The organism is Alloalcanivorax venustensis, from assembly GCF_047495515.1.
GTDB lineage: Bacteria > Pseudomonadota > Gammaproteobacteria > Pseudomonadales > Alcanivoracaceae > Alloalcanivorax > Alloalcanivorax venustensis.
On sequence record NZ_CP179934.1, the window covers coordinates 2,533,353 to 2,558,149 of the forward strand.

The following is a 24,797-nucleotide window of genomic DNA, read 5'->3' on the forward strand; positions in this document are numbered from 1 at the left end:
CGCCGCCCCGGACCTCAGGGGTCGAGCTCTTCCTTGCCCTTCCAGACCAGGCTGTACAGGTCCTTGCGGCGGTCACGGATATTGGTGACCGAGCCTTCGCTGTGCAGCAGCTTGAGCTTTTCCAGGTCGATGTCGGCGAACAGCAGCATCTCGGTGTTGGGCACCGACTCGCTGATGGTGCCGTCGTGGGGGAAGTAGAAGTCGCTGGGTGAAAATACCGCGGACTGGGCGTACTGAATGTCCACGTTATCCACGCGCGGCAGATTGCCGACGCTGCCGGAAATCGCCACGTAGCATTCGTTCTCGATCGCCCGCGCCTGGGCGCAATGACGCACCCTCAGGTAGCCGTTCTTGGTGTCGGTCCAGAACGGCACGAACAGAATCTCCATGCCCTGCTCGGCGAGCAGCCGGCCCAGCTCCGGAAACTCCACGTCGTAGCAGATCAGAATGCCGATGCGGCCGGCGTCGGTGTCGAAAATACGCAGGCCGTCACCGCCCTGGATCGCCCAGTCCTTGCGCTCGTGGGGGGTGATGTGAATCTTCTTCTGCTGCTCCACCGAGCCGTCGCGGCGCATCAGATAGGCGACATTATAAATGCGCCCGTCCTCTTCCAGCGGCATGGAGCCGCCGATGATGTTGATGTTGTAGCTCACCGCCATGTCCGCCATGGCGTCGCGGATTTCCTCGGTGAAGCTGGCCAGGTAACGCACCGCTTCCACGGAATTGAGGTCGGTCTTGAGGCCCATCAGCGGCGCGCTGAAGAATTCCGGCAGCACGGCGAAATCGGCCCGGTAATCGGACAGCGAATCGATGAAGAACTCCACCTGGCTGAGCAGGTCTTCCACCGAGCGCGCGCTGCGCATGCGGCGCTGCACCACGCCCAGGCGCACCACCGAGCGGCGCGGCCAGTCGCCGTCGTCCTCCGGCTGATAGAGGATATTGTCCCATTCCAGCAGGGTGGCGTAGCCGCGCGAGCTTTCGTCCTCGGGCAGGTACTTCACCAGCAGGCGCTTGACGTCGAAACCGTTGGACAGCTGGAAGGTCAGAATCGGGTCGTAAATGGTGCGGGCTTCCACTTCGGCGATGTACTCGGTCACCGTCATCTTGTCCGCGTAGTTGGTGTAGCCGGGCAGACGGCCGCCGGCCAGAATCGCCCGCAGGTTTTCCTCCCGGCACAGATCCTTGCGCGCCTCGTAGAGCCGCCGGCCCAGGCGGTAACCCCGGTACTCGGGGTCCACGAACACGTCCAGGCCGTACAGCGCATCGCCCTTGCGGCTGTGCGAGCGCACCTTGTCGTCGGTGATCAGGTCTTCGTAGCGGTGCGGGTTGGAGAACCGGTCGTAGCTCACCTTTACCGTCAACGCCGTGGCGATCAGCGTGCCGTTGTCCTCGATCACCAACTGCCCTTCCGGGAACAACCGGATCAGGGTGGCGATGGTTTCCTCGGGCCAGGCACCGCCGATGTCGTGGTACACCTGATCCATCAACCGGGCCAGCGCCGGGTAGTCTTCCAGGGTCAGTTGCCGCAGACGAAGGCGAGTGCTTTCTTCAGCCATGGATCTCTCCAGTGAAGGAACCGGCGGTTCCTAGGAATTAAGGGGTGGAAACGGGATTACCCACTGGCAATCACGGTTGTGCAGCGCATCCAGGCTGCTAGCGTACAGCGCCACGCCATCCGGGCGTATGAACATGGCGGCGCCGGAACGCAGGCCGATAAAACCGGACATCTGCTCGACCACATAGCCGTCCGGCTCTTCGAACTCGCAGCGCAGCGCCTCGGGAATCGGCTCGTAGCCGACCAGACCATTGGCGAGCGGGTCTTCCACGGCGCGCCGGTCGCGATACAGACCCACCGCGTCGGCGCCGATCAGCAGCACCATACCCTGGTGGAAGTGCAGCAAATTGACAGGTCCCCGGGCCGGCAGGGAAAGTGTTTCCTGCCTTGAGATGATGGTATCCATAACACTCCACGGTAACGAAGAAGACAGGCGGAGGCAGCAGCCATGCAGGAAAGGATTGTAATACTTACCGGCGCCGGAATCTCGGCGGAATCCGGTATCAATACGTTTCGCGACGCCGGCGGCCTGTGGGAAAACCACCGCATCGAGGATGTGGCCACCCCGGAAGCCTTCCAGCGCGATCCGCATGGTGTGCAAAGCTTCTATAACCGGCGGCGTGAACAGTTGCGTGACCCGGCGATCCAGCCCAATGCCGCCCATCGGGCCCTGGCCGAGCTGGAGCAGGCGCTGCCCGGCCAGGTGCTGGTGGTGACCCAGAACGTGGACGATCTGCACGAGCGCGCCGGTAGCCGGAACGTCATCCACATGCACGGTGAGCTGCTCAAGGCGCGCTGCCAGAGCACCGATACCCTGGTCGCCGCCGACCGCGATCTGGACCCGGCCCTGACCTGCACCGTGTGCGGCGCCGCCGGCTGCCTGCGCCCCCACGTGGTGTGGTTCGGTGAAATGCCCCTGGAGATGGAGCGCATCTACGCCACCCTGGCCGGCTGCGAGCGCTTTATAAGCATCGGCACCAGCGGCAACGTCTACCCGGCCGCCGGCTTCGTGGCGGAAGCCCGGGCCAGCGGCGCGCACACCACCGAACTCAATCTGGAGCCCTCGGAGCAGCTCACCGCGTTTCACGAACACCGTCACGGGCGCGCCACCGAACTGGTGCCCGCCTATGTCCGCGAACTGCTCAGCGACACCAGCGCCACTCTATCCCGGCAATAGGCTGATTCCTGCAACGGATTCGGCTAGACTGCCAAAAACCGTCGACACCGAAATAACAGGCATAGCCAGACTCATGAGCCAGAAGCAATTAGACGATCTCAACATCGAATCCCAGGAGGTGCTGATCACCCCCCGGGCCCTGAAGGAAAAGCTGCCGCTCAGCGAAGCGGCGGCGGAAACCGTATTCCAGGGTCGCCAGCAGATCCGCGACATCCTCGACCGCAAGGATCCGCGCCTGTTCGTGGTGATCGGCCCCTGCTCCATCCATGACCCGAAAGCGGCCATGGAATACGCCGAGCGGCTCAAGAAGCTGGCCGCCGAGGTGGACGACGCCCTGTTTCTGGTGCTGCGCGTGTATTTCGAAAAGCCGCGCACCACGGTGGGCTGGAAGGGTCTGATCAACGACCCCTACATGAACGACTCCTTCAAAGTGCAGGACGGCCTGCACATTGCCCGCAAGCTGCTGCTCGACGTGGCCGAGCTGGGCCTGCCGGCGGCCACCGAGGCACTCGACCCGACCACCCCGCAGTACATGCAGGACCTGATCTCCTGGTCGGCGATCGGCGCGCGCACCACCGAATCCCAGACCCACCGGGAGATGTCTTCCGGGCTGTCCGGCCCGGTGGGCTTCAAGAACGGCACCGACGGCAGCCTGGACGTGGCGGTCAACGCCATGCTCAGCGTCAAGCATCCGCACCGTTTCCTGGGCATCGACCCGGACGGCCGGGTGGCGCTGACCACCACCAAGGGCAACCCCTACGCCCATGTGGTGCTGCGCGGCGGCGGCGGCAAGCCCAATTACGACTCGGTGTCCGTGGCCCTGGCGGAGAGCGCTCTGGAGAAAGCCGGTGTGTCCACCAACATCATGGTGGACTGCTCCCACGCCAACTCCAACAAGGACCCGAACCTGCAGCCGCTGGTGATGGAGAACATCGGCAACCAGATTCTGGAAGGCAACAAGTCGATTGTCGGCCTGATGGTGGAATCCCACCTCAAGGGCGGCAACCAGAAGCTGCCGGCCAATCTGGACGATCTGGAATACGGCGTGTCGGTGACCGACGGCTGTATCGCCTGGGACACCACCGAGCAGAGCATCCGCGATCTCGCCGACAAGGTGCGCGACACCCTGCCCCGCCGGAATCAGTAGCCGGCCTTTCGCTTGCAAGGCAAGCTGCCACAAAAAAAGCCCCGGCCATTCGGCCGGGGCTTTTTTGTTTTCGGGGACCGGCCCCCGCCGCGAACGGCGGGACACCGATCAAACCGTGGTTGCCGTTACGGCGCCAGACCGCCGAGCAGGTCCGGCAGGCCGGTCAGCAGTTCGGGCAGGTTCTGCCCCGCTTCCAGCAAACATTCGAACGGCAGGGTCGGGCTGAGGCCGCCGGCGCCGGCTTCCGGGCACAGCTGCCCGGTCACCGGATCAGCGGAGCCTTCACCGCCTTCACCGCCGCCCAGGCCGCCGAGCAGGTCCTGGAGCTGGCTCAGGCTACCGCCGGCTTCCATCAGGCAGTCCAGCGGCGTGGTCGGACCCACTTCGTCTTCCAGTGCCAGCGGGCAGATTTGCGCCAGGCCGTCGCTCAGACCCGGGATTTCCGGGATGCCGCCGGTGCCGCCGTCGCCGCCGGGGGCGCCGGGCAGGTTGCCCAGGGCTTCGGTGAAGCAGGCCGCCGGATCAAGCTGCTCGGCGCCGGAGGCCGCCGGGCACAGCGCGTCGGTGAGCGGGTTGCTGCCGCCCAGGCCACCCAGCAGGTCGGTGAGACCGCCCAGGTTCTGGCCGGCCTCGGTGAGGCACTCCAGCGGGGTGGTCGGGCCGATTTCGCCGGCACCGGCTTCCGGGCACAGCTGCGCCAGGCCATCGCTCACACCGGGAATTTCCGGTACGCCGCCGCCGTCGCCGCCACCGGGCAGGCCGGGCAGACCGCCGCCCAGGGCTTCGCTCAGGCACGCCGCCGGGTCCAGCTGCTCGGCCGCGGACGCGGTCGGGCATACGGCTTCGGTGAGCGGGTTGCTGCCGCCCAGGCCGCCGAGCATGTCCTGGATGTTGCCCAGGTTCTGGCCGGCTTCGGTCAGACACTCGATCGGGGTGGTCGGGCCGATTTCACCGGCACCGGCTTCCGGGCACAGCTGGCCCAGCAGTTGCTCACCGCCGGGAAGCTCCGGGGTGCCGCCGTCACCGCCGGGCAGCGGCACGCCGCCGGGCAGACCTTCCAGGGCTTCCATGAAGCAGGCCGCCGGATCCAGACCTTCCTCGGACGTCACCGGGCACAGGGCGTCGGTCAGCGGGTTGCCGCCTTCCAGACCACCGTCGGCGAGACCGCCGAGCAGACCTTCCAGGTCGCCGAAGCCGCCGCCCAGTTCCAGCAGGCAGTCGAACGGCGTGGTGGGGCCGATTTCCTCACCCGCGGTCACCGGGCAGATGCGTTCCAGAGCCATGCCGGCGCCGGGAATCTGCGGGGCGCCACCACCGGGTGCGGAGGGCAGCTGACCGGCCGCTTCGGTGAAGCAGGCCGCCGGGTCAAAGCTTTCCGCCGTGGCGGCGGTCGGGCACAGGGCCTCGGTGAGCGGGTTGCTGCCGCCCAGGCCGCCGAGCAGGTCTTCGAAACCGCCGAAGCTGCCGCCGGCTTCCGCCAGACAGTCGATCGGGGTGGTCGGGCCGACTTCGGCTTCCAGGGTCTCCGGGCAGATGCCGGACAGCGCGTCGGTCAGCTGATCCAGACCGGGTACGTCCGGCGTGCCGCCGTCGCCACCGTCACCGCCGCCAGGCAGACCGGGCAGATCACCCAGACCGGGCAGGCCGGGCAGGCCGCCACCGCTCACGGCTTCCTCGAAACACACCACCGGGTCCACGCGGCCGGTGCCGGCTTCCAGCGGACAAACGGCTTCGGTGAGCGGGTTCGGGTTGGTGAGCATGTCGACAATGGTGATGTAGACACGGCTGGCTTCGTTGAGACAGTTCAGCGGGGTCTCGGGGCCGACACCGGCACCGGCGCTTTCCGGGCAGAACTGGTTCAGGAACTGATCGGCACCGGGCACGCTGCCGCCGCCGTCACCGCCACCGGGCAGACCGGGCAGGCCGCCGTTGGCGCCGCCGGTCACTTCCGCGAAACAGGTGGCCGGGTCAAAGGACGGCTCGGTGGCCGCCACCGGGCACAGCTGCTCGGTGATCGGGTTGCTGCCGCCGATCAGCTCCTGCAGGCCGTCCAGGTTGGTGGCCGATTCCTGCAGACAGGCGATCGGGAACGACAACGGGCCGTCGGTCAGGAAAGCGGCCGGATCATCGAAGCCTTCCGTGAACGCCGCCGGGTCGAACGCCCCTTCCAGATCGAACGAGGAAGCCGCGGTGGGACAGAACTGAGCGACCACGTCGGTGGGATCCGGCGCACCGCCTTCGGATTCTTCGCTTTCCTCGACGCAAAGAACCGGATCAAGCGGCGTGCCGGCGGCCCCTTCCGAGGTCTCCGGGCAGAATTCTTCGGTAAAGGCGTTGGACTCGTCCACGACCGCCGCCATTTCTTCCGGCAGGTCACGGGTTGAGGGCGTCGGCGAATTGCCGGAGACGTCACCGCCCCCGCTGCTTCCGCCGCCGCAGGCGGTCAGCAGCAGCGCGAGCACGCCACCACCGATGAGATGTTTGATGTTGGTATCCAAGGTTTACCCCTCCCTTTTTACTTCTTAGTCGCTAGGCCCCCGAAATGGAGACTGACTTTGCGACTATGGAAGGGGTGTGCAAAGCGATGTAGATGCACGCCGTTGCGGGTATGTAATAAAGCGTAGCGGTGGTAATCGAACGGTTATCCGGCACGACTCCCGGAAACCTTTGTTGACCGGAGAAGCGCCCGAGGGTACGGCCGTGCCAGCACCGCGGCTAGCGCGGCGCCGGCACCATGGTGTCCAGCACGCGAAGGAAGGTGGCGGGTTCCGGGCGCACCCGGTAATTGTCGGCCAGGTCCACGTAGCAGATCTCGCCCCGGGCGTCGGTGATCAACACCGTGGGCAGCACCGTGTCCGAGGGGTAGCCGAACAGCTCCAGGCCCAGGGGCGTGCCCCCGGGGTCGAGGATGCGCAGTTGCCGGGCGGCGTCCAATTGCGGGTCCACCCACCACTCCATCGGCACGCCCAGGCGGGCGGCAAGCCGACCGGTGCGGGCGCCGGGCTGAGCGCTGACCAGGATAATGCGGGCACCGCGCCGTTCCAGTTGCGGGCGACGCCGGGCCAGCTCGCGCACCTGGGCCATGCACACCGGGCACCAGTTGCCACGGAAAAACAGCATCACCGCCGGCGCCCCGTGCAGCGAGGTGGTGGACACCGGCCGCCCCTCCAGATCCCGGAACGCCAGCGGCGGCAGCAACTGGCCGGGCCGCGGGCCGTCGGCGGCGTCGCGCTGCAGGGGGCTGTACCAGAACAGGTAGGCGCAAAGGCCGAGCAGACCCAGCCCGGTGTACAACCAGGCCAGCCAGCGGGGATCGCCGAGCGACAAGGTGCCCAGCAGGGTCACCGCCGCGCCGAGCCAGGCGCACAGGGTGGCCAGCGGCAAATGCGGGCTGGTGCGCGCCGGCCCCAGGCTGACCAGCCAGCCCAGCAACACCAGAATCGGCACGTTGACCAGCAACGGGCCGGCCCACAGCCAATGCCGGTCCTGCCAGCCCAGCCACAGGGCATGGGCACAGATAAACAACGAGGCGAATGGGTACAACGAAATGAACAACGCTTTGACGCGCGCCATGATCCCCCCTCAAGCGGTGCGGTACAGCAGACGGCTTTTTATTCGTATATAAAACAGAGACTAAGTGGTCAACGGACGATGGACAAGACAGAATAGCGTTCTCGCAATGTCCCGGCCCGAGGTTCCATGAGTTCGGATTCCGTTTCCCTGCGCGATCGCTGGCGCCACATTATTTTCGGCACCGATACGCCGGCAGGGCAATATTTTGATCAGCTGCTGATCGTCGCCATTCTCGCCAGCGTCGCGGCGGTGATGCTCGACAGCGTGCAGTCCATCCATCAGCAATACGGCACCTGGCTGTACGGCGCGGAATGGTTCTTTACGCTGCTGTTCACCTTTGAGTACATGATCCGCCTGTGGGTCAGCGACCGGCCGCTGCGTTACGCGCGCAGCTTTTTCGGGGTGGTGGACCTGCTGTCGATCATTCCCACCTACCTGAGCCTGTTTCTGCCGGGCGCCAACTACCTGCTCACCATCCGCGCGCTGCGCGTATTGCGGGTGTTCCGGGTGCTCAAGCTGGCCCACCTGATGACCGAGGCCAACGAGCTCGGCGCCACCCTGGTGCGCACCCGCCGCAAGATCGGCATCTTCATGTTCTCGGTGGTGATCGTGATCATCATCTTCGGCAGCCTGATGTATCTGGTGGAGGGGCCGGCCAACGGTTTCACCAGCATTCCTCGCAGCATCTACTGGGCCATCGTCACCATCACCACGGTGGGCTACGGCGATATTTCACCGCAAACCTCGCTGGGCCAGGCGGTGGCGTCCATGGCGATGATCACCGGTTACGCCATCATCGCCGTGCCCACCGGCATCGTCACCGCGGAAATGTCCAAGGCGAGCATGGCCCGGCGCTACGAGCGCGAGTGCCCCAACTGCCACCGCCATGACCATGATCCGGACGCCCGCTTCTGCAAGCAGTGCGGCACCGGCCTGCCCAAGCCCGGGCAGGAAGACGCGGGCTAGAGCGCGCCGAGCTCGAAGGTTTCGCCGTCGGAATCCACCACCAGACGGGCGCCGCCGCCCTGCTCTTCGCGGCGCGCCCAGTCCACCAGCTGGTAGAAAATATTGCGTGAGATGAGCGCTTCCAGGTTGTCGCGCACATGCACGTAGGGCGCCGGCTCGCCGCTGTCGGCGTCGGTCTCCACCCGTAACGGATGGCGCGCGCCCGCCACCACATGGGTCCCCACATTGGTGGTGAACACCAGCTTCTCGCGGTCGCCATCGGTGACGCGCTCCACGTCGGTGGCGACAAAGGGGGCGTCATCCACCTTGATGCGCAGCTTTTCCACCGGCGTGACCAGAAAATAATCGTCGCCTTCGCGCAGCAGAATGGTGGAGAACAGCTTGACCATGCGCTCGCGCTGAATCGGCGATTCCTGGTAATACCAGGTGCCGTCGCGGGCGATGCGCATATCGATATCGTCCTGGCGTTCCGGCTGCCATTTGTGTACCGGGGGCAGCCCCTGTTCGTCCTGGTCGGCTTTTTCCAGCAGCGCCAGTAATTCCTCGGCTTTGCTCATCGAAATTCCTTATTTGCCGCGCTGGCCTTTGTTGCCCATGCGGATGCCGATCTCGATCAGGAAATCGAGAAAGTCGTCCTTGTCATCGATCAGGCGCTGATAGAACGGCGACTGCATCAACGCAACGGCGCCGTGCGCCAGAGCCCAGGCGGAGCAGATATGATAGATGGCGGGCACCGGCTCCAGGGAACCTTCCTGGATGCGGGCCTCGACGATGTGGTTGAGCTTCTCGAAATTGGCTTCGCGGATGCGGTGCAGTTTGTCCACCAGCTCGGGCACGGCGTGATCCTTGATCACTTTGTTTTCCAGCCGGTCGAACAACTGGTAGCGGGCCGGATCGCTGATCCGGAAGCGGAAGTATTCGCGCGCCAGGGTTTCCTTGTCGTCGGACTCGGAGATGTCCTGAAACAGCGACGCCAGATCCTCCTCGTAACGAAGCATCAACAGCAGGTAGATCTGGTTCTTGGTCTCGAAGTGCTTGTAGATGGTGCCCTTGCCAATGCCCACCCGGTCGGCGATGTTCTCCACCGTGACGCGGTCCTCGCCCTGCTCCAGAAACAGAATCAGTGCGGCGTCCAGAATTTCCTGCTCGCGCTGCCGGAATTCCTGCGCCTTACGCGTGGCTTTTTCCAAGTCACCCATCTATACCTCCTCGTTTATGGGCTAGATTACCATAACCACGCCCTCTGCACGTTACCTCCAGGGCGGTTACAATCAAGTGAGTTTTGTGGAGGAGCACTGGCAATGGTCGACCTGAAAGCGGAATTCCCGTTGCACCACGACGTGCTGTATCTCAACCACGCCGCCGTGGCCCCCTGGCCCCGCCGCACCCGCGACGCGGTGGTCGCCTTCGCCAACCAGAATATCCAGGTGGGCGCCCGGGACTACCCGCAATGGGCGCGCGTGGAGCAACGTCTGCGCGACCGTCTCGGTTGGTTGATCAACGTCGAGCCGGCGGACGTGGCGCTGCTCAAGAACACCTCCGAAGGGCTGTCGGTGATCGCCCAGGGGCTCGATTGGCGGGCCGGCGACCAGGTGGTGATCAGCGATCAGGAGTTCCCGTCCAACCGGATTCCCTGGCAGGCCCTGGCCGACCAGGGCGTCGAGGTGGTGGAAGTGGACGTGAGCGGCCCGGACGCCGAACAACGGGTGATCGACGCCATCGGCGAACGCACCCGTCTGGTATCGCTGTCCTCGGTGCAGTACGGCAGCGGTATCCGCCTGAACCTGGCGCCGATCGGCCGCGCCTGCCGGGACAGCGGCGTGCTGTTCTGCGTGGACGCGATCCAGAGCCTGGGCGCGGTGCGCTTCGACAGCGGCGAGGTGTACGCGGATTTCGTGGTCGCCGACGGCCATAAATGGATGCTCGGCCCGGAGGGCCTGGCGCTGTTCTACTGCCGGCCGGCGGTGCGCGAGCGCCTGCGGTTGCGGCAATTCGGCTGGCATATGATCGCCAACGCCGGCGACTACAGCCAGACCGGCTGGCGGGTGGCCGAGGACGCGCGCCGCTTTGAATGCGGCAGCCCGAACATGCTCGGCGCCCACGCCCTGGACGCCTCCCTCTCTCTGTTTCAGGAACTGGGCATGGACACCGTGGCCCGGGCCCTGGCGGAGCGAATCGGCTATCTGGACAGCGCCCTGCGCGACCGCGGCGCCGAGGTGCTCAGCCCGGCGCAGGCGGAGCGGCGCGCCGGCATCGTCACCTTCCGGCTGATGGACGAGGCCCCCGCGGACACCCGGGCGCGGCTGCAGGCCGGCGGCGTGGTGTGCGCGGAACGGGGCGGCGGCGTGCGCTTCTCGCCGCACTTCTATACTGACTATTCGGTCATGGATCGCGCAGTGGCGCTACTGTAGGATCACGCCATGAATTCCCAGCGACTCTACCAATGGCTCTGTGAACGTCTCCAGCGGCAACCGGACCACTCCGACTGGCCGCTCGGCGACCTGGAAAGCCAGCGCGCCCAGCTGCGCCCCTGCGATGTGCTGCTGGTGGACGGCGACAGCCCTCTGGACCGCCGTCTGAAGGTGCTCACCGGCAGCCGCTTTTCACGGGTGCTGCTGTACATCGGCCGTCCCCATGAAGTGGCGGACCCGGCCCTGCGCTCGCTGCTGGCGGATTACCTGCCCTGCCGGCCGGACACCCAGTTGGTGCTGGACGCCAGCCTGGAGCGCGGGCTCTGCGTTCGCGACCTGAGCAATCTCCACGATCTGCACCTGCGGGTCTGCCGGGCGCAGAATCTGTCCGAGGCGGAATGCCAGGACGCCTTGCGCTTCGCCATCAGCCGCGTGGGCACCGGCACCCAGCACACCTGGAGCACGCTGGCGCTGCTGTGGTTGCTGCCCTGGCGCACCCTGGCGCGCCACGCCCGCCGGCGGCTGCTCAACCGCTGGGCCAACGACCTGTTGCGGGCCATCACCGGCACCACCGTGGGCGAGGCCTTCGCCTTTATCCAGTTTCCGGTGCACCCGCTGGTCAAGGAGCCCGGCGACGCGGGGACCCGGCTGCTGCGCCTGCAGCCCCGGGTGTTCCACGCCGCCGACTTCGATCACTCGCCCTACTTCGATGTGATCAAGGCGCCCTACCTGCTCGACAAAGTGCCCACCGGCTTCGGCGCCCTGCCCTGGAAAGGCAACGCCGGCGCCCTGGCGCCGGAGCAGCGTAAACGTCACTTATCCGTGGTGGACGGCTAGCCCCGGCCGCCGCCCGCCGCGCGCCAGACCCGCCAGCACCAGCAGAGCCAGCCAGCCCCAGCCACCGGCACCGCCGCCGCCACCGCCGCCACCGGACCCGCCGGTGTCGCCGCCACGGCTGCTTTCCTGGCCGGCCGCCGCCGGCGTCACGAAGGCGCGGGTATCGCCGGCCGGGAAATCACCGTTGGCGGCGCCCGCGTCCAGGAACACCCGGCCGCTGCCCTCGCCGGTCAGCGCCAGGCTCAGGGTGCGGCTTTCGCCGCGCGCCAGGTCGCCCAGGTCGCAACGCACCGGCTGGGTGTCGGTGCAGCCCGCGGGCAGGCTGTCGTAATCCCAGCCGGCGGGCACCTGGAAGCTCGCCCAGGCGTTATAGGCGTCGCGGTGCTGCGCTTGGTTGGTGATCTCCGCGCGGATCGAAACGGTGCCGCCGCTACGGGTGGCGGTGGCGTCCAGCGTCATATCCGGCACATCGCTGAACACCGGTGAGAACTGCTCGGTGTCGGCGCTGTAATAGTCGTGGCTGTCGCTGATCGGGGTCACCGTGACCCGGTCGGTGAAGGTACCGCCGTGGGTGGGGGTCAGCCACAGGCGGTGGCTGTTGCTGACCGCGCCGGTGGACAGTTCCGCCGCGCCCAGGCAATCGGTGTAGCCGCCGCGGGCGGTGCACTGCAGATCGTCGGCGCTGACCCGCAGGCCGGCCTTGTGGTGGATCCGGATGCCCACCTGGCGGGCGTCGTTGACCTGGCTCAGGTTGCTGACCCGGGTGTCCATGGACAGCGCCCGCCCGGGGCCGGTGTAGAGGCTTTCGCCCTCGGATTCGCTGTGCAAATCCACCATGGCGCCGGAGGAGGTGCTCTCGATCCAGCCCAGATAGGCGCTCACCCGGGTGTAGACCGCCGGCACGCCGGACGCGCACCGCTCGGTGCCGTAGCTGGTGACGCCCACCAGCCAGGTGCGTCCGTCCTGCTGGAAGATCAGCGGCCCGCCGCTGTCGCCCCGGCAGGTGTCCTGGTTGGTGCCGTTCACCGGGTTTCTCTCGGCGGCGCAGATCTGTCCGGAGGTGAGACTGTTCCAGTAGGTGCTGCACTGCTGCGGCGACACGTAATCCAGACCGGCCTGCTGCAGGGTGTCGGACATGCTGCTGGTTTCGGTCTGCCCCCAACCCAGCGCCACCAGGGCCTCGTCCGAGGAACCGGCGCGCAACGCTTTCATCTCGTCCGCCTTGGCCAGGTCCAGGGGCTCCAGCCGGGAGGCCGAGGACAGCTCAAGCAGGGCCAGGTCGTTGTGGTACACGCCGGTGCGGTAGTGCTCGTGCACGCGCACCGAGCGCACCGCCAACCGTTCCGGGGCCTGCTCATGGCGATTCAGGTGCCCGAGGGAGACATACAGGTCGCTGGCGGCGTAGTCGTCCACGCAGTGCGCGGCGGTGAGCACCCAGCGCGGCGCCACCAGGGCGCCGCCGCAGCGGGTGTACCCGTAACTGGCGCCGCCGATCTCGATTTCCGCCATCCAGCTGCGCGCCGTGGGGACCGGGTCCCCACCGATGATACGCGGCGTCATGGTGTCGTCCGCGCCGAACGCCACGCCGGAGAGAAGCCCTGAAGCCACAATGAATGAGATTATAAGATTACGCATAGCCCGACCCGCCTAGTGTTAAGTTCGTACTCGGCGGATACTAGGTCACGCTTAGTGGCGATTACTAGAGTAGTTGGATGATATCAGTACGACATCATTCTTATTTGTGACTCAACGCATAGGTAATTCGTGCCCTAACGCACAAAAAAACACCGGGCTAAGCCCGGTGTTTTCGGTTCTGGTAGGAAAAAAGGGTGAAAAGCGTACTAGTCGGCGACCACGCCGCAGGCCATACGCGGTCCGCCGCCGCCCAGGGGTTTGGGCTGATCGCTGTAGTTGTCGCCGCCGGCGTGCACCATCACCGCGCGGCCTTTCAGGTCGTCCATCTCCAGCCGGGGTGCGAGAACCGGCAGCGTGGCGCGGCCCTCATCGTCCACGTACAGCGCCGGCAGGTCGCCCAGGTGGCCGTCGCCCCAGGGGGTGCCGTGGCGGCCGCTGTTGTCCGGGTCGAAATGGCCGCCGGCGGCCAGGGCCGGCACCGTGTCGCCGTCCTTCTCGCCGGGCTGGCAGGTGGGGTTCTGATGAACGTGGAACCCATGGATGCCCTCGTCCAGATCCTTCAGATCCGGCGTGAACACCAGGCCGTATTCGCTCTCGGTGACGGTGACCGTGCCGACACTGTCACCGGGGCCTTCGTCGGTGGCTTCGTGCAGGGTGATGGTGGTGGCCGCCTGGGTGGTGCCGGCAACGGCGCCGGCGAACAGAGCGAGTAACAGGTGTCGATTGCGCATAGTCATGCCTTCCTTGTGTCGTCGATGGTTGATCACACTGTCACATCCTAGTCATCCGTGGACACGCATTTAAAGCGAAACCGTCACCCTGGTTCTGAAAGCGCACAGGTTTTACGGTTTTTCCCTGTTTTTTACGTTCCTGGTCCGGGTCATCTTTAAGTGCCAGCTCCAAGGCCTCAATAGCGCCACGAACTTCTTAGTTATTCCCCTCATAAGCGCCTTTCTTATTTCATAAAAGTATCGAACCTTCACTTTCACAAGTTTCCTGGAATGAAGAGACCGGCGGACACCGCTGTTTTACCGGGTGCCGCCGCCGTGAGCGTCTTGTGAAGTTTTCACTCCCGGGCCTAGGCTTGAAGCCAGCAAAGGATTGAACACCACCCAGGAGGCAACATGGCCAAGAAGGCAGCCAAGAGCGACCGGAAAACCGTTAAAGGAAATGGCGGAGAAACCCACCAGACCGCCGGGGGCGAAGTGCCCACCCTGACCACCAAGCAGGGCGTGCCGGTGGCCGACGACCAGAACACCCTCACCGTCGGCGAGCGCGGCCCCGCCGCCCTGGAAGACTTCCACTTTCGCGAGAAACTATTCCACTTCGATCATGAGCGCATTCCCGAGCGCGTCGTGCACGCTCGCGGGTTCGCGGCGCACGGCTACTTCGAGAACTACGCGCCGCTGGACAAACTGACCCGCGCCGGATTGTTCCAAAAAAAGGGCCAGCGCACGCCGGCGTTCGTGCGTTTTTCCACGGTGGCCGGCAATAAGGGCTCCGGGGATCTGGCGCGCGACGTGCGCGGCTTCGCCGTAAAGCTGTACACCGAGGAAGGCAACTGGGACATCGTCGGCAACAACATTCCGGTGTTCTTCATCCAGGACGCGATGAAGTTCCCGGACCTGATCCACGCCGCCAAGCAGGAACCGGACCGTGGCTTTCCCCAGGCGCAGACCGCCCATGACAATTTCTGGGATTTCATCTCCCTGACGCCGGAAAGCATGCACATGGTCATGTGGATTATGTCCGACCGCACCATCCCGCGTTCCCTGCGTTTCATGGAAGGGTTCGGCGTGCACAGCTTCCGCATGGTCAACGCCAAGGGCGAGTCCACCTTCGTGAAATTCCACTGGAAGCCCAAACAGGGCATGCAGTCGGTGGTCTGGAACGAAGCTCTGAAAATCAACGGCGCCGATCCGGATTTCCATCGCCGGGACATGTGGGGCGCGATCGAATCCGGCGACTACCCGGAGTGGGAACTGGGCCTGCAGATTTTCGACGAAAAGTTCGCTGAAAAATTCGATTTCGACGTGCTCGACCCCACCAAGATCATTCCCGAGGAAGAAGTGCCGGTGACCCCGGTGGGCCGCCTGGTACTGAACCGCAACGTGGACAACTTTTTCGCCGAAACCGAGCAGGTGGCCTTCTGTACGCAGAACATCGTGCCGGGCATTGATTTCACCAATGATCCGCTGCTGCAAGGCCGCAACTTTTCCTACCTGGATACCCAGCTCAAGCGTCTCGGCGGCCCCAACTTCACCCATATTCCGATCAACGCGCCCAAGTGCCCCTATCACACCCTGCAGCAGGACGGGCACATGGCGATGGAGAACCCCAAAGGCCGCGCCAACTACGAGCCCAATTCCTGGGGCGGTGCCGAAGGCGGCCCGCGCGAAAACCCGCAGCGCGGTTTCCACAGCTACCCGGCCGAGGAAGCGGGCACCAAGCAGCGCCTGCGCCCGGAAAGCTTTTCCGACCATTACAGCCAGGCCCGTCAGTTCTTTATCAGCCAGACAGAGGTGGAACAGGACCACATCACCGACGCCCTGGTGTTCGAACTGAGCAAGGTGGACACCGTAGCGATTCGCGCGCGCATGGTGTCGCACCTGCGCAACATCGACGAAGACCTGGCCAAGGGCGTGGCCAAGGGTCTGCGGCTGAGTCCGCTGCCGCGCGCCGCCGACGCCGCGCGGCCCACCCGCCAGGACCTGAAGGCGTCGCCGGCACTGAGCATTCTGCTTAACCAGCCGGAAACCTTCTCCGGCCGCAAGATCGGCGCACTGGTCAGCGACGGCGCCGACGCCGCCCTGCTCACCGCGCTGGAGAAAGCGGCCAAGAAAGAAGGCGCCAAGGTGGCCTATGTGGCGGCCTCCGTGGGCGGCGTGAAACTCAGCGACGGCAGCTGGCTGGAAGCCGACGAAAAAATCGACGGCGGCCCCTCGGTGGTGTTCGACGCGGTGGCGCTGGTGCTCTCGGAAAAGGGCGCCCGCGAACTGGCGGCGATGCCCCCGGCCCGTGACTTCGTCAGCGACGCGCTGGCGCACAAGAAGTTCATCGGCTTCACCGAGGAAGCGGTGGCACTGCTCGGCCTGTCGGGCCCGGACGACGCCGGCGCGGAAGGGCTGGTGCCGCTGGACAAGGCCGGCGACGCCGCCCGCTTCCTGACCCTGTGCCGGAACCTGCGTTGCTGGACCCGGGCCTGACCCGTGCCGCGTATTTTCAGGCCCAGGGCCAATGCCCTGGCCTGGATGGCGCTGATTCTGGCGTTCGCGCTGGTGGTGGTGATGGTGGCGCTGGGCGCCTATTACTTCCAGTCGCCCTACTACAGCGGCGTTGACCGAACGCCGGCTCAGCCGGTGCCGTTCAGCCACAAGCATCATGTCGGCGAGCTGGGTCTGGATTGCCGTTACTGCCATACCTCCGTGGAGCAATCCTCGTTCGCGGGGGTACCGGAGAGCGAAATCTGCATGACCTGTCATTCGCAGCTCTGGACCAACGCCGACATGCTCGCGCCGGTTCGCGACAGCCTGCGTGACGACAAGCCCCTGCGCTGGCGGCGGGTCCATGACCTGCCCGACTACGTGCGCTTCGATCACAGCGCCCACGTCAATAACGGCGTGCCCTGCGAAGCCTGCCACGGCCGGGTCGACCGAATGCCGCTGACCACGCAGAAAAAAACCCTGTTCATGCAGTTCTGCCTCGACTGCCACCGCAATCCCGCGCCCCGTCTGCGGCCGCCCGACGCGGTCTTCGAGATGGGCTGGGAAGCCCGGCGAGGCGTCGACCGCCAGCAACTGGGTGAGCGTCTGATGGCGCGTTACCACACGCCCTCCACCGAGCGTTTGACGGACTGCAGCCTATGTCATCAATAATCGCCCGCGAACACGGCACCGACATGGCCGCCCTGCGCCGTAAACTGGCCGGCCGCTCCGGCCGCCACTACTGGCGCAGCCTCGAAGAGCTGGCCGACAGCGATGACTTCCAGCGGCTGCTGGAAGAAGAATTTCCCAGGCTGGCGCCGCTCTGGGAAGGCCGGGTGTCGCGGCGCGGGCTGCTGGGCCTGATGGCCGCGTCCCTGGCCCTGGGCGGCCTGACCGGCTGCAAGCCCCAGCCGGAGGAAAGGATCGCCCCCTACACACGGCGCCCGGAGGACCTGCTGCCCGGGCGTGCCCGCTGGTACGCCTCCACCCTGCCCTTGGACGGCTATGCCCGGGGCGTGCTGGTGAAGACGTTCCAGGGCCGGCCGGTGAAGGTGGAAGGCAACCCGGAGCACCCCGCCAGCCTGGGCGCCACCGACAGCATCGCCCAGGCGGAAATTCTCGGCCTCTACGACCCGGACCGCTCGCAGACGATACGCTACCAAGGCACCGCCGGCAGCGACGCCGCCTTCCTCGAGCAGCTGCAGGCGCAACGCCGCCACTGGGCCGCCGGCGAACGCCGGCTGTGCCTGCTTACCGGCCCGCTCACGTCGCCCAGCCAGCACGCGCTGATAGAACGGCTGAAACGCCTCTATCCGTCCACGCGCTGGTACCGCCACGAGCCGCTCGCCAACGGCGCCGCCCACCAGGGCACCCGGCAGCTGTTCGGCGAGCCCCGGGAGGCCCGCTACCGGCTTGACCGGGCCCGGGTGATCCTGGACCTGGACGCGGATATGCTCGGCAGCGGCCCCGCCAAGCTGGTGCACGCACGCCACGCCATGGGCCGGCGCCGGCCGGACCGCGAAGACGCGCTGCTGAACCGTCTCTATAGCGTGGAAAGCACGCCCTCGATCACCGGCGCCAGCAGCGACCACCGACTGCCGCTGGCCGCCGCCGAGGTGCCCGCGCTGGCCGCTGCCCTGGCGGCGCGCCTGGGGGTGCCCGGCATGGCGGATCAGGCTGAAAACAGCCCGGTCGACCCCGCCTGGCTGGACGCCCTGGCCGACGATCTGCGCCGCGCCGGCGCGGAAGCGGTGGTGATCCCCGGCGATACCCAACCGGCGGCGTTGCACGCGCTGGCGCACGCCATCAACCACCATCTCGGCGCCGCCGGCACCAGCGTGGAATACAGCGCCCCGGTGGCGCCCGCCGCCGACGGCGACCTGGCCGACCTGAGCCGCGCCATGGGCGAGGGCCGGGTCGACGCGCTGCTGATGCTGAACGTCAATCCGGTCTACAACGCCCCCGCCGGGCTGGCGTTCGAAGAGCGTCTGGCGCGGGTGCCGTTCAGCGTCCACTGCGGCCAGTACCGCGACGAAACCGGGCGCGCCGCGCTCTGGCATCTGCCCGCCGCCCATCCGCTGGAAAGCTGGGACGATGCGCGCGCCTTCGACGGCACCGTCAGCCTGATGCAGCCCACCATCGTGCCGTTGTTCGGCGGCTACACCGCCCAGCAAGTGCTCGCCGCCTTCGCCGGCCGCTACCGCACCGACCCTCGCGAACTGGTCCGTGAGCACTGGCGACAGGCGCTGCCGGGGGCGGACTTCGAACGCCACTGGCACAGCGCCCTGCAGCGGGGCTGGATCGACGGCACCGCCCTGCCGGCCGCCCTGCCGACGCTGCGCAATACGCCGCCGCCACCGCCGCCCACCGACCGGGACGGCCTGCTGCTGCAGTGGCGCGCCGACCCGGCCCTGCACGACGGCCACTACGCCAACAACGGCTGGCTGCAGGAGTTGCCGCGCCCGCTGACGCAGCTCACCTGGGACGGCGCCGCGCTGATCTCACCGGCGCTGGCGGAACGCGAAGGCCTGAGCGAGGGCCAGCGTGTGCGGCTCACCCTGGCCGGCCGCAGCCTGGACACGCCGGTGTGGATCCAGCCCGGCCAGCCGGCCCGGGCGATCACCCTGTTCGTCGGCCAGGGCCGCCGCGACGCCGGCCGCGTCGGCAACGGCGTGGGGGTCAACGCCTACCGGCTGATGCCCGACCACGGCGCCTTCGCCGCCGGCGGAGTGACTCTGGAGGTGCTCGGCGACCGCGCCGCCCTGGCCAGCACCCAGCAACACCACAACATGGCCGGCCGCGATCTGCTGCGCGAAACCGACCTGGCGCATTTCCAGGAAGAGCCCGGTTTCGCTCAACCGGACCGGGTGGAAGAACCGATCTCGCTGTACCCGGAGTGGGACTACCCAGACCACGCCTGGGGCATGAGCATCGACCTGAACAGCTGCATCGGCTGCAACGCCTGCATCACCGCCTGCCAGGCGGAGAACAACATTCCCATTGTCGGGCCGGAGGAGGTGCGGCGCGGCCGTGAAATGCACTGGATCCGCGTGGACCGTTACTACGCCGGGCCGCTGGACGATCCCAGCATGCACTTCCAGCCGGTGCCCTGCATGCACTGTGAAAAGGCCCCCTGCGAATACGTCTGCCCGGTGGAGGCCACCCAGCACAGCAGCGAGGGCCTCAACGAAATGATCTACAACCGCTGCGTGGGCACCCGCTATTGTTCGCAGAACTGCCCGTACAAGGTGCGCCGCTTCAACTGGTACCACTACACCGAAGCCACCGCCGAGCTGGCCACGCCGGCCGCCGCCCACAACCCGGATGTCACCGTGCGCAGCCGCGGCGTGATGGAAAAATGCACCTACTGCGTGCAGCGCATCAATCAGACCGAAACCGACGCCCGCAACGAAGACCGCCCCCTGGAAGACGGCGAGTTACGCACCGCCTGTCAGCAGGTGTGTCCGTCCGAGGCGATTGAATTCGGCGATCTCAACGACCGCCACAGCGCCGTCAGCCGGGCCAAGGCAAGCCCGCTCAACTACGCCATGCTGGAAGAGCTGAACACCCGGCCGCGCACCACCTATCTGGCCGGCGTGCGCAACCCCAATCCGGCGATCCAGGCGCTTGAGGCGCGGGAGGCGCCGGCATGAACCGGCGCCGCGACGAGCTGGCCCCGCCCGGCCTCAGCGCCGGCGCGCTCACCGACCGGGTGAGCGCCACGGTGCTCGGCACCCGGCCGCCCAGGGCCTGGTGGCTGGCGCTGGGCCTGGCGACGCTGTTGTCCCTGCTGTTCCTGGTCGGCGTGGTCTACGTGCTCAGCGTGGGGGTCGGCGCCTTCGGCCTGAACATTCCGGTGGCCTGGGGTTTTCCCATCATCAATACCATCTGGTGGATCGGCATCGCCCACGCCGGCACGCTGATCTCGGCGGTATTGTGGCTGACCCGCCAGGACTGGCGCGCCTCCATCAGCCGCTCGGCGGAGGCCATGGCGATGTTCGCCATCGTGCTGGCCGGCAGTTACCCGCTGCTGCACCTGGGGCGTCCCCAGTTCGCCTATTTTCTGCTGCCCTACCCCAACCTGATGGATCTCTGGCCGCAGTGGCGCAGCCCGCTGGTGTGGGACTTCTTCGCCATCGCCAGTTATCTGCTGTTCACCGCCAGCTTTCTGTTCCTGAGCCTGCTGCCGGACTTGGCCAGCCTGCGCGACCGCGCCCGTCACCGCGCCGTGCAGCTGTTCTACGGCGTGCTGGCGCTGGGCTGGCGCAACTCGGCGCGGCACTGGCACCGCTACCAGCAGGCCCACCGGGTGCTGGCGGTGATCGCGGTGCCCATCGTGGTGTCGGTCACCGGCACCATTTCACTGGACCTGGCGGTCAGCATCGTGCCCGGGTTTCATTTCACCATCTTTCCGCCCTACTTCGTCGCCGGCGCGCTCTATTCCGGCTTCGCCACGGTGGCGATCATCGCCATCGTGCTGCGCGCCCTGTTCGGCTTCCGCGATCTGATCACCCGGGCGCATCTGAACCGGCTCGGCATCATGATGCTGTGCTTCGTGCTGGTGGTGGACTACGCCTACCTGCAAGAAGTGTTCACCGCCTTCTACACCGGCGAGGACTTTTACCGCAGCGTCTATTACGACCGCTGGAGCGGGCCCTACGCGCCCTTCTACTGGGGCATGATCCTGTGCAACGTGGTGCTGGCCCAGGGCCTGTGGTTCCGGCGCCTGCGCGAGAGCGTGCCGGGGCTGCTGTGCCTGGCGGTGATCGCCGAGATCGGCATGTGGCTGGAACGCTTTCAGATCGTCATTACCAGCACCCACAAGGACTACATGCCCAGCGCCTGGGATACGGTAACGCCCAGCGCCTGGGACTGGCTCACCTACGCCGGCTCGATCGGCGTGTTCGTGGTGCTGCTGTTGCTGTTCATCAAGCTGATGCCGGCGATCTCCATGCACGACATGCGGGAGATGCTGCACCGCCGCAAACAGCGGGAGGCCGACCATGGATGAGCGCCTGCACGGGCTGCTGGCCCGCTTCCCCGACGCCGACCGCCTGCTCGCCGCCAGCCGTGATTTGCGCCGGCGCGGGCTGACCCGCCTGGACGCCTACAGCCCGCACCCGGTGGAAGGCCTCGACCAGGCGCTGGGCCTGAGCGAGCGGCGCGTGCCGGTCATCGCCCTGGTGTGCGCGGTGGTGGTCGGCGCCGGCGCCCTGGCGCTGCAGGTGTACGCCTCGCTGGATTATCCCTTCAACGTGGGCGGCAGGCCGGTACTCAGTTGGCCCGCCTATACCATCGTTACCTTCGCCATGACCATGGTCGGCGCCACCCTGGGCGCCATGCTGTCGATGCTGTGGCTGAACGGCTTCCCCCGCCCCTACCACCCGCTGTTCAACGTGGCGGAGTTCGACGCGGCATCGCGGGACGGCTATTTCCTGTGCCTCGAAGCGTCGGACCCGCTGTTCGACGCGGAGCGGCTGCGCGAGCACCTGCTGCAAAACGGTGCGGTGTCGATCCGGGAGGTGCCGGCATGAAGTACTGGTCCTGGTGGTTGCTGGTGCCGGCGCTGCTGTGCGGCTGCGAGCAGCCCGACATGGCCGACCAGCCGCGCCTGGAAACCTATGAAACCGGCGCCGCCTTCAACGACGGCCTGGCCGCCCGGCCGGTGCCCGAAGGCACGGTGGCGCGGGACCAGCGGCCGGCGGCCACGGAGAACCCGCTGCCGATCAACGCTGAAACACTGGCCCACGGGCGGGAACAGTTCGATGTGTTCTGCGCGCCCTGCCACGGCCGCAACGGGCGCGGCCAGGGGGTGATCGTGCAGCGCGGCTTCCCGGCGCCGCCCAGCCTGCACCGGCCACGCCTGCGCCGAGCCGCGGACCGGCATTTCTACCAGGTGATCCGCGACGGCCACGGCGCCATGTACGCCTACGCCAGCCGCGTGCCCGAGGACCAGCGCTGGGCGATCATCGCCTACATTCGCAGCCTGCAGTTGAGCCGCAACGCGCGCCTGGAGGACGTGCCCCGGGACCACCGGCCGCTGCCCGACACCGGGGAGGCCCCGCCATGACCCGGGCACTGGTGTTCGTCGCCGTCGCCGGGCTGTTGCTCACCGGCCTGGGGGCGCTGCTGGACAGCGCCGCCTTCCTGCGCGCCTGGCTGGTGGCCGCCCTCACCGGCATCGCCCTGCCGCTGGGCGCCATGGCGGTACTGATGACCCACAATCTCACCGGCGGCCAGTGGGGCGAGCCGGTGCGCGCGCCGCTGAAGGCGGTGGTGGCGACCCTGCCGCTGATGCTGGTGGCGTTCGTGCCCCTGCTGCTGGGCGCGCGGGTACTGCTCCCCTGGACCGGCGACCTGAGCGGCCTGCCCGAGGTGGTGCGGCACAAGACGTTCTATCTGAACCTGCCGTTTTTCCATGCCCGCTTCGCCCTGTACGCGGTGATCTGGCTGATCCTGGCCGCGCGGCTCTCGGTGTGGCGCGGCGACCGCCGCTCCATGCCGGCCAGCGCCGGCGGGCTGGTGCTATGGGCGCTCACCACCACCTTTTTCGCGTTCGACTGGATCATGGGCCTGGAGCCGGCCTGGTACTCGGACATTCTGGGCCTGATTTTCATGGGCTCGGCGCTGTCCATGGCGCTGGCGCTGCCGTTCCTGCTGCCGGGCGTCTACCCGGACGCGGAGCGGTGGCCGGCGCTGGAAGGCGCGCGGCGGGATCTGGCGCATCTGTGGCTGGCGGCGATCCTGTTCTGGGTGTTCGTGGCCTTCAGCCAGTACCTGATCATCTGGAGCGGCGATCTGCCCCACGAAATCCGCTGGTACGCCCACCGTGGCCAGGGCGGCTGGCAATGGCTGGCACTGGCGATGATGACACTGTGCGGGGCGCTGCCGTTCGCCGCCCTGCTGCCCGCCGGCTGGAAGCGGCGCGCCCGGCCGCTGGCGGTCCTGGCGGCGCTGGTGCTGCTGGGGCATGCGCTGGAATTCGCCTGGCTGGTGCTGCCCGCGTACTACCCGCACCACTGGCCGCTCGGCTGGCGCTCACCGGTGGCGTTGCTCACCCTCGCCGCCCCGGGCCTGCTGCTGATCCGGCGTTACCGTTCGCGGCGCGCGGAGGGCACCCCATGACCGCACCACGGCGCGACCCCGGTTACGAACAGCGCGACGTGTCACCGCGCCTGCCGCTGGTGGCGGCGGTTCTGGTGTTGTGTCTGCTGGCGGTGGTGCTGGGCCTGATCGGCTGGGCGTTCGCGCTGCGCGGCGACGCCGGGCCGCGCGCCACCGGCTTCTTCGAACTGCCGCTGGACCAACCGCGCACACCACACCTGCAGGCCGAGCCCGGCCCCGACCTGCGGCGCATGCGCGAAATCAGCGAACGGGGGCTGCACCGATACGGCTGGGTGGACCAGGAGGCCGGGGTGGTGCACATCCCGATTGAGCGGGCCATGGCTCTCTACGCGCGCCGCCACGGCGACGGGGAGGCGCGCCCATGAGCCGCCTGATACTGGCCGCCGGCGTGCTCGGCCTGCCGCTGCTGGTCGCCGCCCAGCCGCCGACGCCGTCGCAAACCCTGGACCGGGTCGGCGTGGACCAGCGCATCGGCGAGCGGGTGCCCCTGGATCTGCGCTTCACGGATCGCCACGGCGACAGCGTGACCCTGGGCAACCTGATCGACGGCAAACCCGCCCTGCTGCAGCTGGCCTGGTACGACTGCCCGAACCTCTGCGATCTGTCCCTGCGGCGCCTGGGCAGCCGGCTCTCGGAGGTGAAGTTCCAGCCCGGCGAGGACTTCCGGGTGATCACCGTGAGCATCGACCCGCGGGAAGGCGCCGACGCCGCCGACCGCGCACTGGCCACTTTGCGCGACAGCCATCAGGGCGACAGCGACGCCGGCGACTGGCGGGTGCTGACCGGCGACGCCCGGGCCATCGACACCCTGGCGCGGCGGATCGGCTACCGCTACCAGTACGACGCGGACAGCGAGCAGTTCGCCCACCCGGCCGCCCTGGCGGTACTCGACGGCGACGGGCGCCTCTCTTCGTATCTGCTGGGCCTGACGTTTTCCGGGCGGGATGTGGAACTGGCGCTGACCCGCGCCGGCGAAGGCCGGCTGGGCTCGATCACCGACCGGATCGCGCTGCGCTGTTTTCACTTCGATCCGGAGAAAGGCACCTACACCCTGGACATTCTGCGGCTGCTGAATCTGGCCTGCCTGATCACCGCCCTGGTGCTGGCGCTGGTGGTGGGCCGGCTGCTCCGGCGCCGCCGCGGGAATGACCGGCAAGGGAGGCATTGA

General features: G+C 67.1%; 22 protein-coding genes. 14 read left to right on the forward strand and 8 right to left on the reverse strand.

Going from position 1 to position 24,797, the window contains the following annotated elements; all coding sequences use genetic code 11:
* Positions 1-14 precede the first annotated feature (14 nt).
* Both ACMG4O_RS11875 and ACMG4O_RS11880 read right to left on the reverse strand, forming a co-directional pair.
* On the reverse strand, positions 15-1,556 hold the full coding sequence (locus tag ACMG4O_RS11875) for a bifunctional GNAT family N-acetyltransferase/carbon-nitrogen hydrolase family protein (protein ID WP_142948851.1): 1,542 nt from the start codon (positions 1,554-1,556) through the stop codon (positions 15-17).
* A 30-nt stretch (positions 1,557-1,586) separates the two neighbouring features.
* Positions 1,587-1,961 (reverse strand): hypothetical protein, encoded by a 375-nt coding sequence (locus ACMG4O_RS11880; RefSeq protein ID WP_414433844.1) that lies wholly within the window; start codon positions 1,959-1,961, stop codon positions 1,587-1,589.
* A gap of 42 nt (positions 1,962-2,003) precedes the next feature.
* Here ACMG4O_RS11880 and cobB point away from each other — a divergent pair, with 42 nt between their 5' ends.
* Positions 2,004-2,732: a Sir2 family NAD+-dependent deacetylase gene (cobB, locus tag ACMG4O_RS11885; RefSeq protein ID WP_414433845.1), complete on the forward strand. Its 729-nt coding sequence runs from the start codon at positions 2,004-2,006 to the stop codon at positions 2,730-2,732.
* A gap of 73 nt (positions 2,733-2,805) precedes the next feature.
* Positions 2,806-3,879, forward strand: a complete 1,074-nt coding sequence (locus tag ACMG4O_RS11890; protein ID WP_142948853.1) for a 3-deoxy-7-phosphoheptulonate synthase — start codon at positions 2,806-2,808, stop codon at positions 3,877-3,879.
* 125 nt (positions 3,880-4,004) lie between these two features.
* On the opposite strand, the gene ACMG4O_RS11895 is transcribed toward ACMG4O_RS11890, so the two are convergent.
* Positions 4,005-6,377, reverse strand: coding sequence for a hypothetical protein (locus tag ACMG4O_RS11895; RefSeq protein ID WP_414433846.1), 2,373 nt, complete (start codon positions 6,375-6,377; stop codon positions 4,005-4,007).
* Positions 6,378-6,594: 217 nt separating this feature from the next.
* Complete coding sequence (locus tag ACMG4O_RS11900; RefSeq protein WP_142948855.1) at positions 6,595-7,452, reverse strand: peroxiredoxin family protein; 858 nt, start codon at positions 7,450-7,452, stop codon at positions 6,595-6,597.
* Between the two features lie 126 nt (positions 7,453-7,578).
* Between ACMG4O_RS11900 and ACMG4O_RS11905 the strand changes: the two genes are divergently transcribed.
* Positions 7,579-8,418 carry an ion transporter gene (locus ACMG4O_RS11905; protein WP_194856436.1) on the forward strand — a complete coding sequence of 280 codons (840 nt, stop codon included), beginning with the start codon at positions 7,579-7,581 and terminating at the stop codon, positions 8,416-8,418.
* Here the strand turns inward: ACMG4O_RS11905 and ACMG4O_RS11910 are convergent.
* Together ACMG4O_RS11910 and ACMG4O_RS11915 are read right to left on the reverse strand one after the other, a co-directional pair.
* Entirely contained in the window at positions 8,415-8,975 is a 561-nt protein-coding gene (locus tag ACMG4O_RS11910; RefSeq protein WP_142948857.1) for a DUF1285 domain-containing protein, read from the reverse strand. The two genes, ACMG4O_RS11905 and ACMG4O_RS11910, sit on opposite strands and share 4 nt — an antisense overlap.
* 9 nt (positions 8,976-8,984) lie before the next feature.
* On the reverse strand, positions 8,985-9,617 hold the full coding sequence (locus ACMG4O_RS11915) for a TetR/AcrR family transcriptional regulator (protein WP_142948858.1): 633 nt from the start codon (positions 9,615-9,617) through the stop codon (positions 8,985-8,987).
* A gap of 102 nt (positions 9,618-9,719) precedes the next feature.
* Between ACMG4O_RS11915 and ACMG4O_RS11920 the strand changes: the two genes are divergently transcribed.
* Positions 9,720-10,829, forward strand: a complete 1,110-nt coding sequence (locus tag ACMG4O_RS11920; RefSeq protein WP_414433847.1) for an aminotransferase class V-fold PLP-dependent enzyme — start codon at positions 9,720-9,722, stop codon at positions 10,827-10,829.
* A 9-nt stretch (positions 10,830-10,838) separates the two neighbouring features.
* Complete coding sequence (locus tag ACMG4O_RS11925) at positions 10,839-11,666, forward strand: hypothetical protein (RefSeq protein ID WP_142948860.1); 828 nt, start codon at positions 10,839-10,841, stop codon at positions 11,664-11,666.
* Here the strand turns inward: ACMG4O_RS11925 and ACMG4O_RS11930 are convergent.
* A complete protein-coding gene (locus ACMG4O_RS11930; RefSeq protein WP_414433848.1) occupies positions 11,646-13,274 on the reverse strand; it encodes a S1 family peptidase in 1,629 nt (542 codons plus the stop codon). The two genes, ACMG4O_RS11925 and ACMG4O_RS11930, sit on opposite strands and share 21 nt — an antisense overlap.
* 233 nt (positions 13,275-13,507) lie before the next feature.
* On the reverse strand, positions 13,508-14,032 hold the full coding sequence (gene sodC, locus ACMG4O_RS11935; protein ID WP_142948862.1) for a superoxide dismutase family protein: 525 nt from the start codon (positions 14,030-14,032) through the stop codon (positions 13,508-13,510).
* Positions 14,033-14,425: 393 nt separating this feature from the next.
* On the opposite strand from sodC, the gene ACMG4O_RS11940 reads away from it, so the two are divergent.
* The 9 genes from ACMG4O_RS11940 to ACMG4O_RS11980 are packed head-to-tail and all read left to right on the forward strand — an operon-like array spanning position 14,426 to position 24,797.
* The gene (locus tag ACMG4O_RS11940; protein WP_335628953.1) at positions 14,426-16,507 is read left to right on the forward strand and encodes a catalase; all 2,082 of its coding nucleotides are present in this window, start codon (positions 14,426-14,428) and stop codon (positions 16,505-16,507) included.
* 3 nt (positions 16,508-16,510) lie between these two features.
* A complete protein-coding gene (locus ACMG4O_RS11945) occupies positions 16,511-17,176 on the forward strand; it encodes a cytochrome c3 family protein (RefSeq protein WP_194856430.1) in 666 nt (221 codons plus the stop codon).
* The gene (locus ACMG4O_RS11950; protein WP_414433849.1) at positions 17,164-20,157 is read left to right on the forward strand and encodes a TAT-variant-translocated molybdopterin oxidoreductase; all 2,994 of its coding nucleotides are present in this window, start codon (positions 17,164-17,166) and stop codon (positions 20,155-20,157) included. The genes ACMG4O_RS11945 and ACMG4O_RS11950 overlap by 13 nt, the downstream gene beginning before the upstream one ends.
* Positions 20,154-21,515: an NrfD/PsrC family molybdoenzyme membrane anchor subunit gene (gene nrfD / locus ACMG4O_RS11955; RefSeq protein WP_370201739.1), complete on the forward strand. Its 1,362-nt coding sequence runs from the start codon at positions 20,154-20,156 to the stop codon at positions 21,513-21,515. The genes ACMG4O_RS11950 and nrfD overlap by 4 nt, the downstream gene beginning before the upstream one ends.
* Positions 21,508-22,038: a DUF3341 domain-containing protein gene (locus tag ACMG4O_RS11960; protein ID WP_414433850.1), complete on the forward strand. Its 531-nt coding sequence runs from the start codon at positions 21,508-21,510 to the stop codon at positions 22,036-22,038. The genes nrfD and ACMG4O_RS11960 overlap by 8 nt, the downstream gene beginning before the upstream one ends.
* Entirely contained in the window at positions 22,035-22,574 is a 540-nt protein-coding gene (locus ACMG4O_RS11965; protein WP_370201737.1) for a c-type cytochrome, read from the forward strand. The genes ACMG4O_RS11960 and ACMG4O_RS11965 overlap by 4 nt, the downstream gene beginning before the upstream one ends.
* A complete protein-coding gene (locus ACMG4O_RS11970) occupies positions 22,571-23,629 on the forward strand; it encodes a hypothetical protein (RefSeq protein WP_414433851.1) in 1,059 nt (352 codons plus the stop codon). The genes ACMG4O_RS11965 and ACMG4O_RS11970 overlap by 4 nt, the downstream gene beginning before the upstream one ends.
* Positions 23,626-23,994, forward strand: coding sequence for a hypothetical protein (locus tag ACMG4O_RS11975; protein WP_370201733.1), 369 nt, complete (start codon positions 23,626-23,628; stop codon positions 23,992-23,994). Before ACMG4O_RS11970 ends, ACMG4O_RS11975 begins: the two co-directional genes overlap by 4 nt.
* Entirely contained in the window at positions 23,991-24,797 is an 807-nt protein-coding gene (locus ACMG4O_RS11980; RefSeq protein WP_414433852.1) for an SCO family protein, read from the forward strand. The genes ACMG4O_RS11975 and ACMG4O_RS11980 overlap by 4 nt, the downstream gene beginning before the upstream one ends.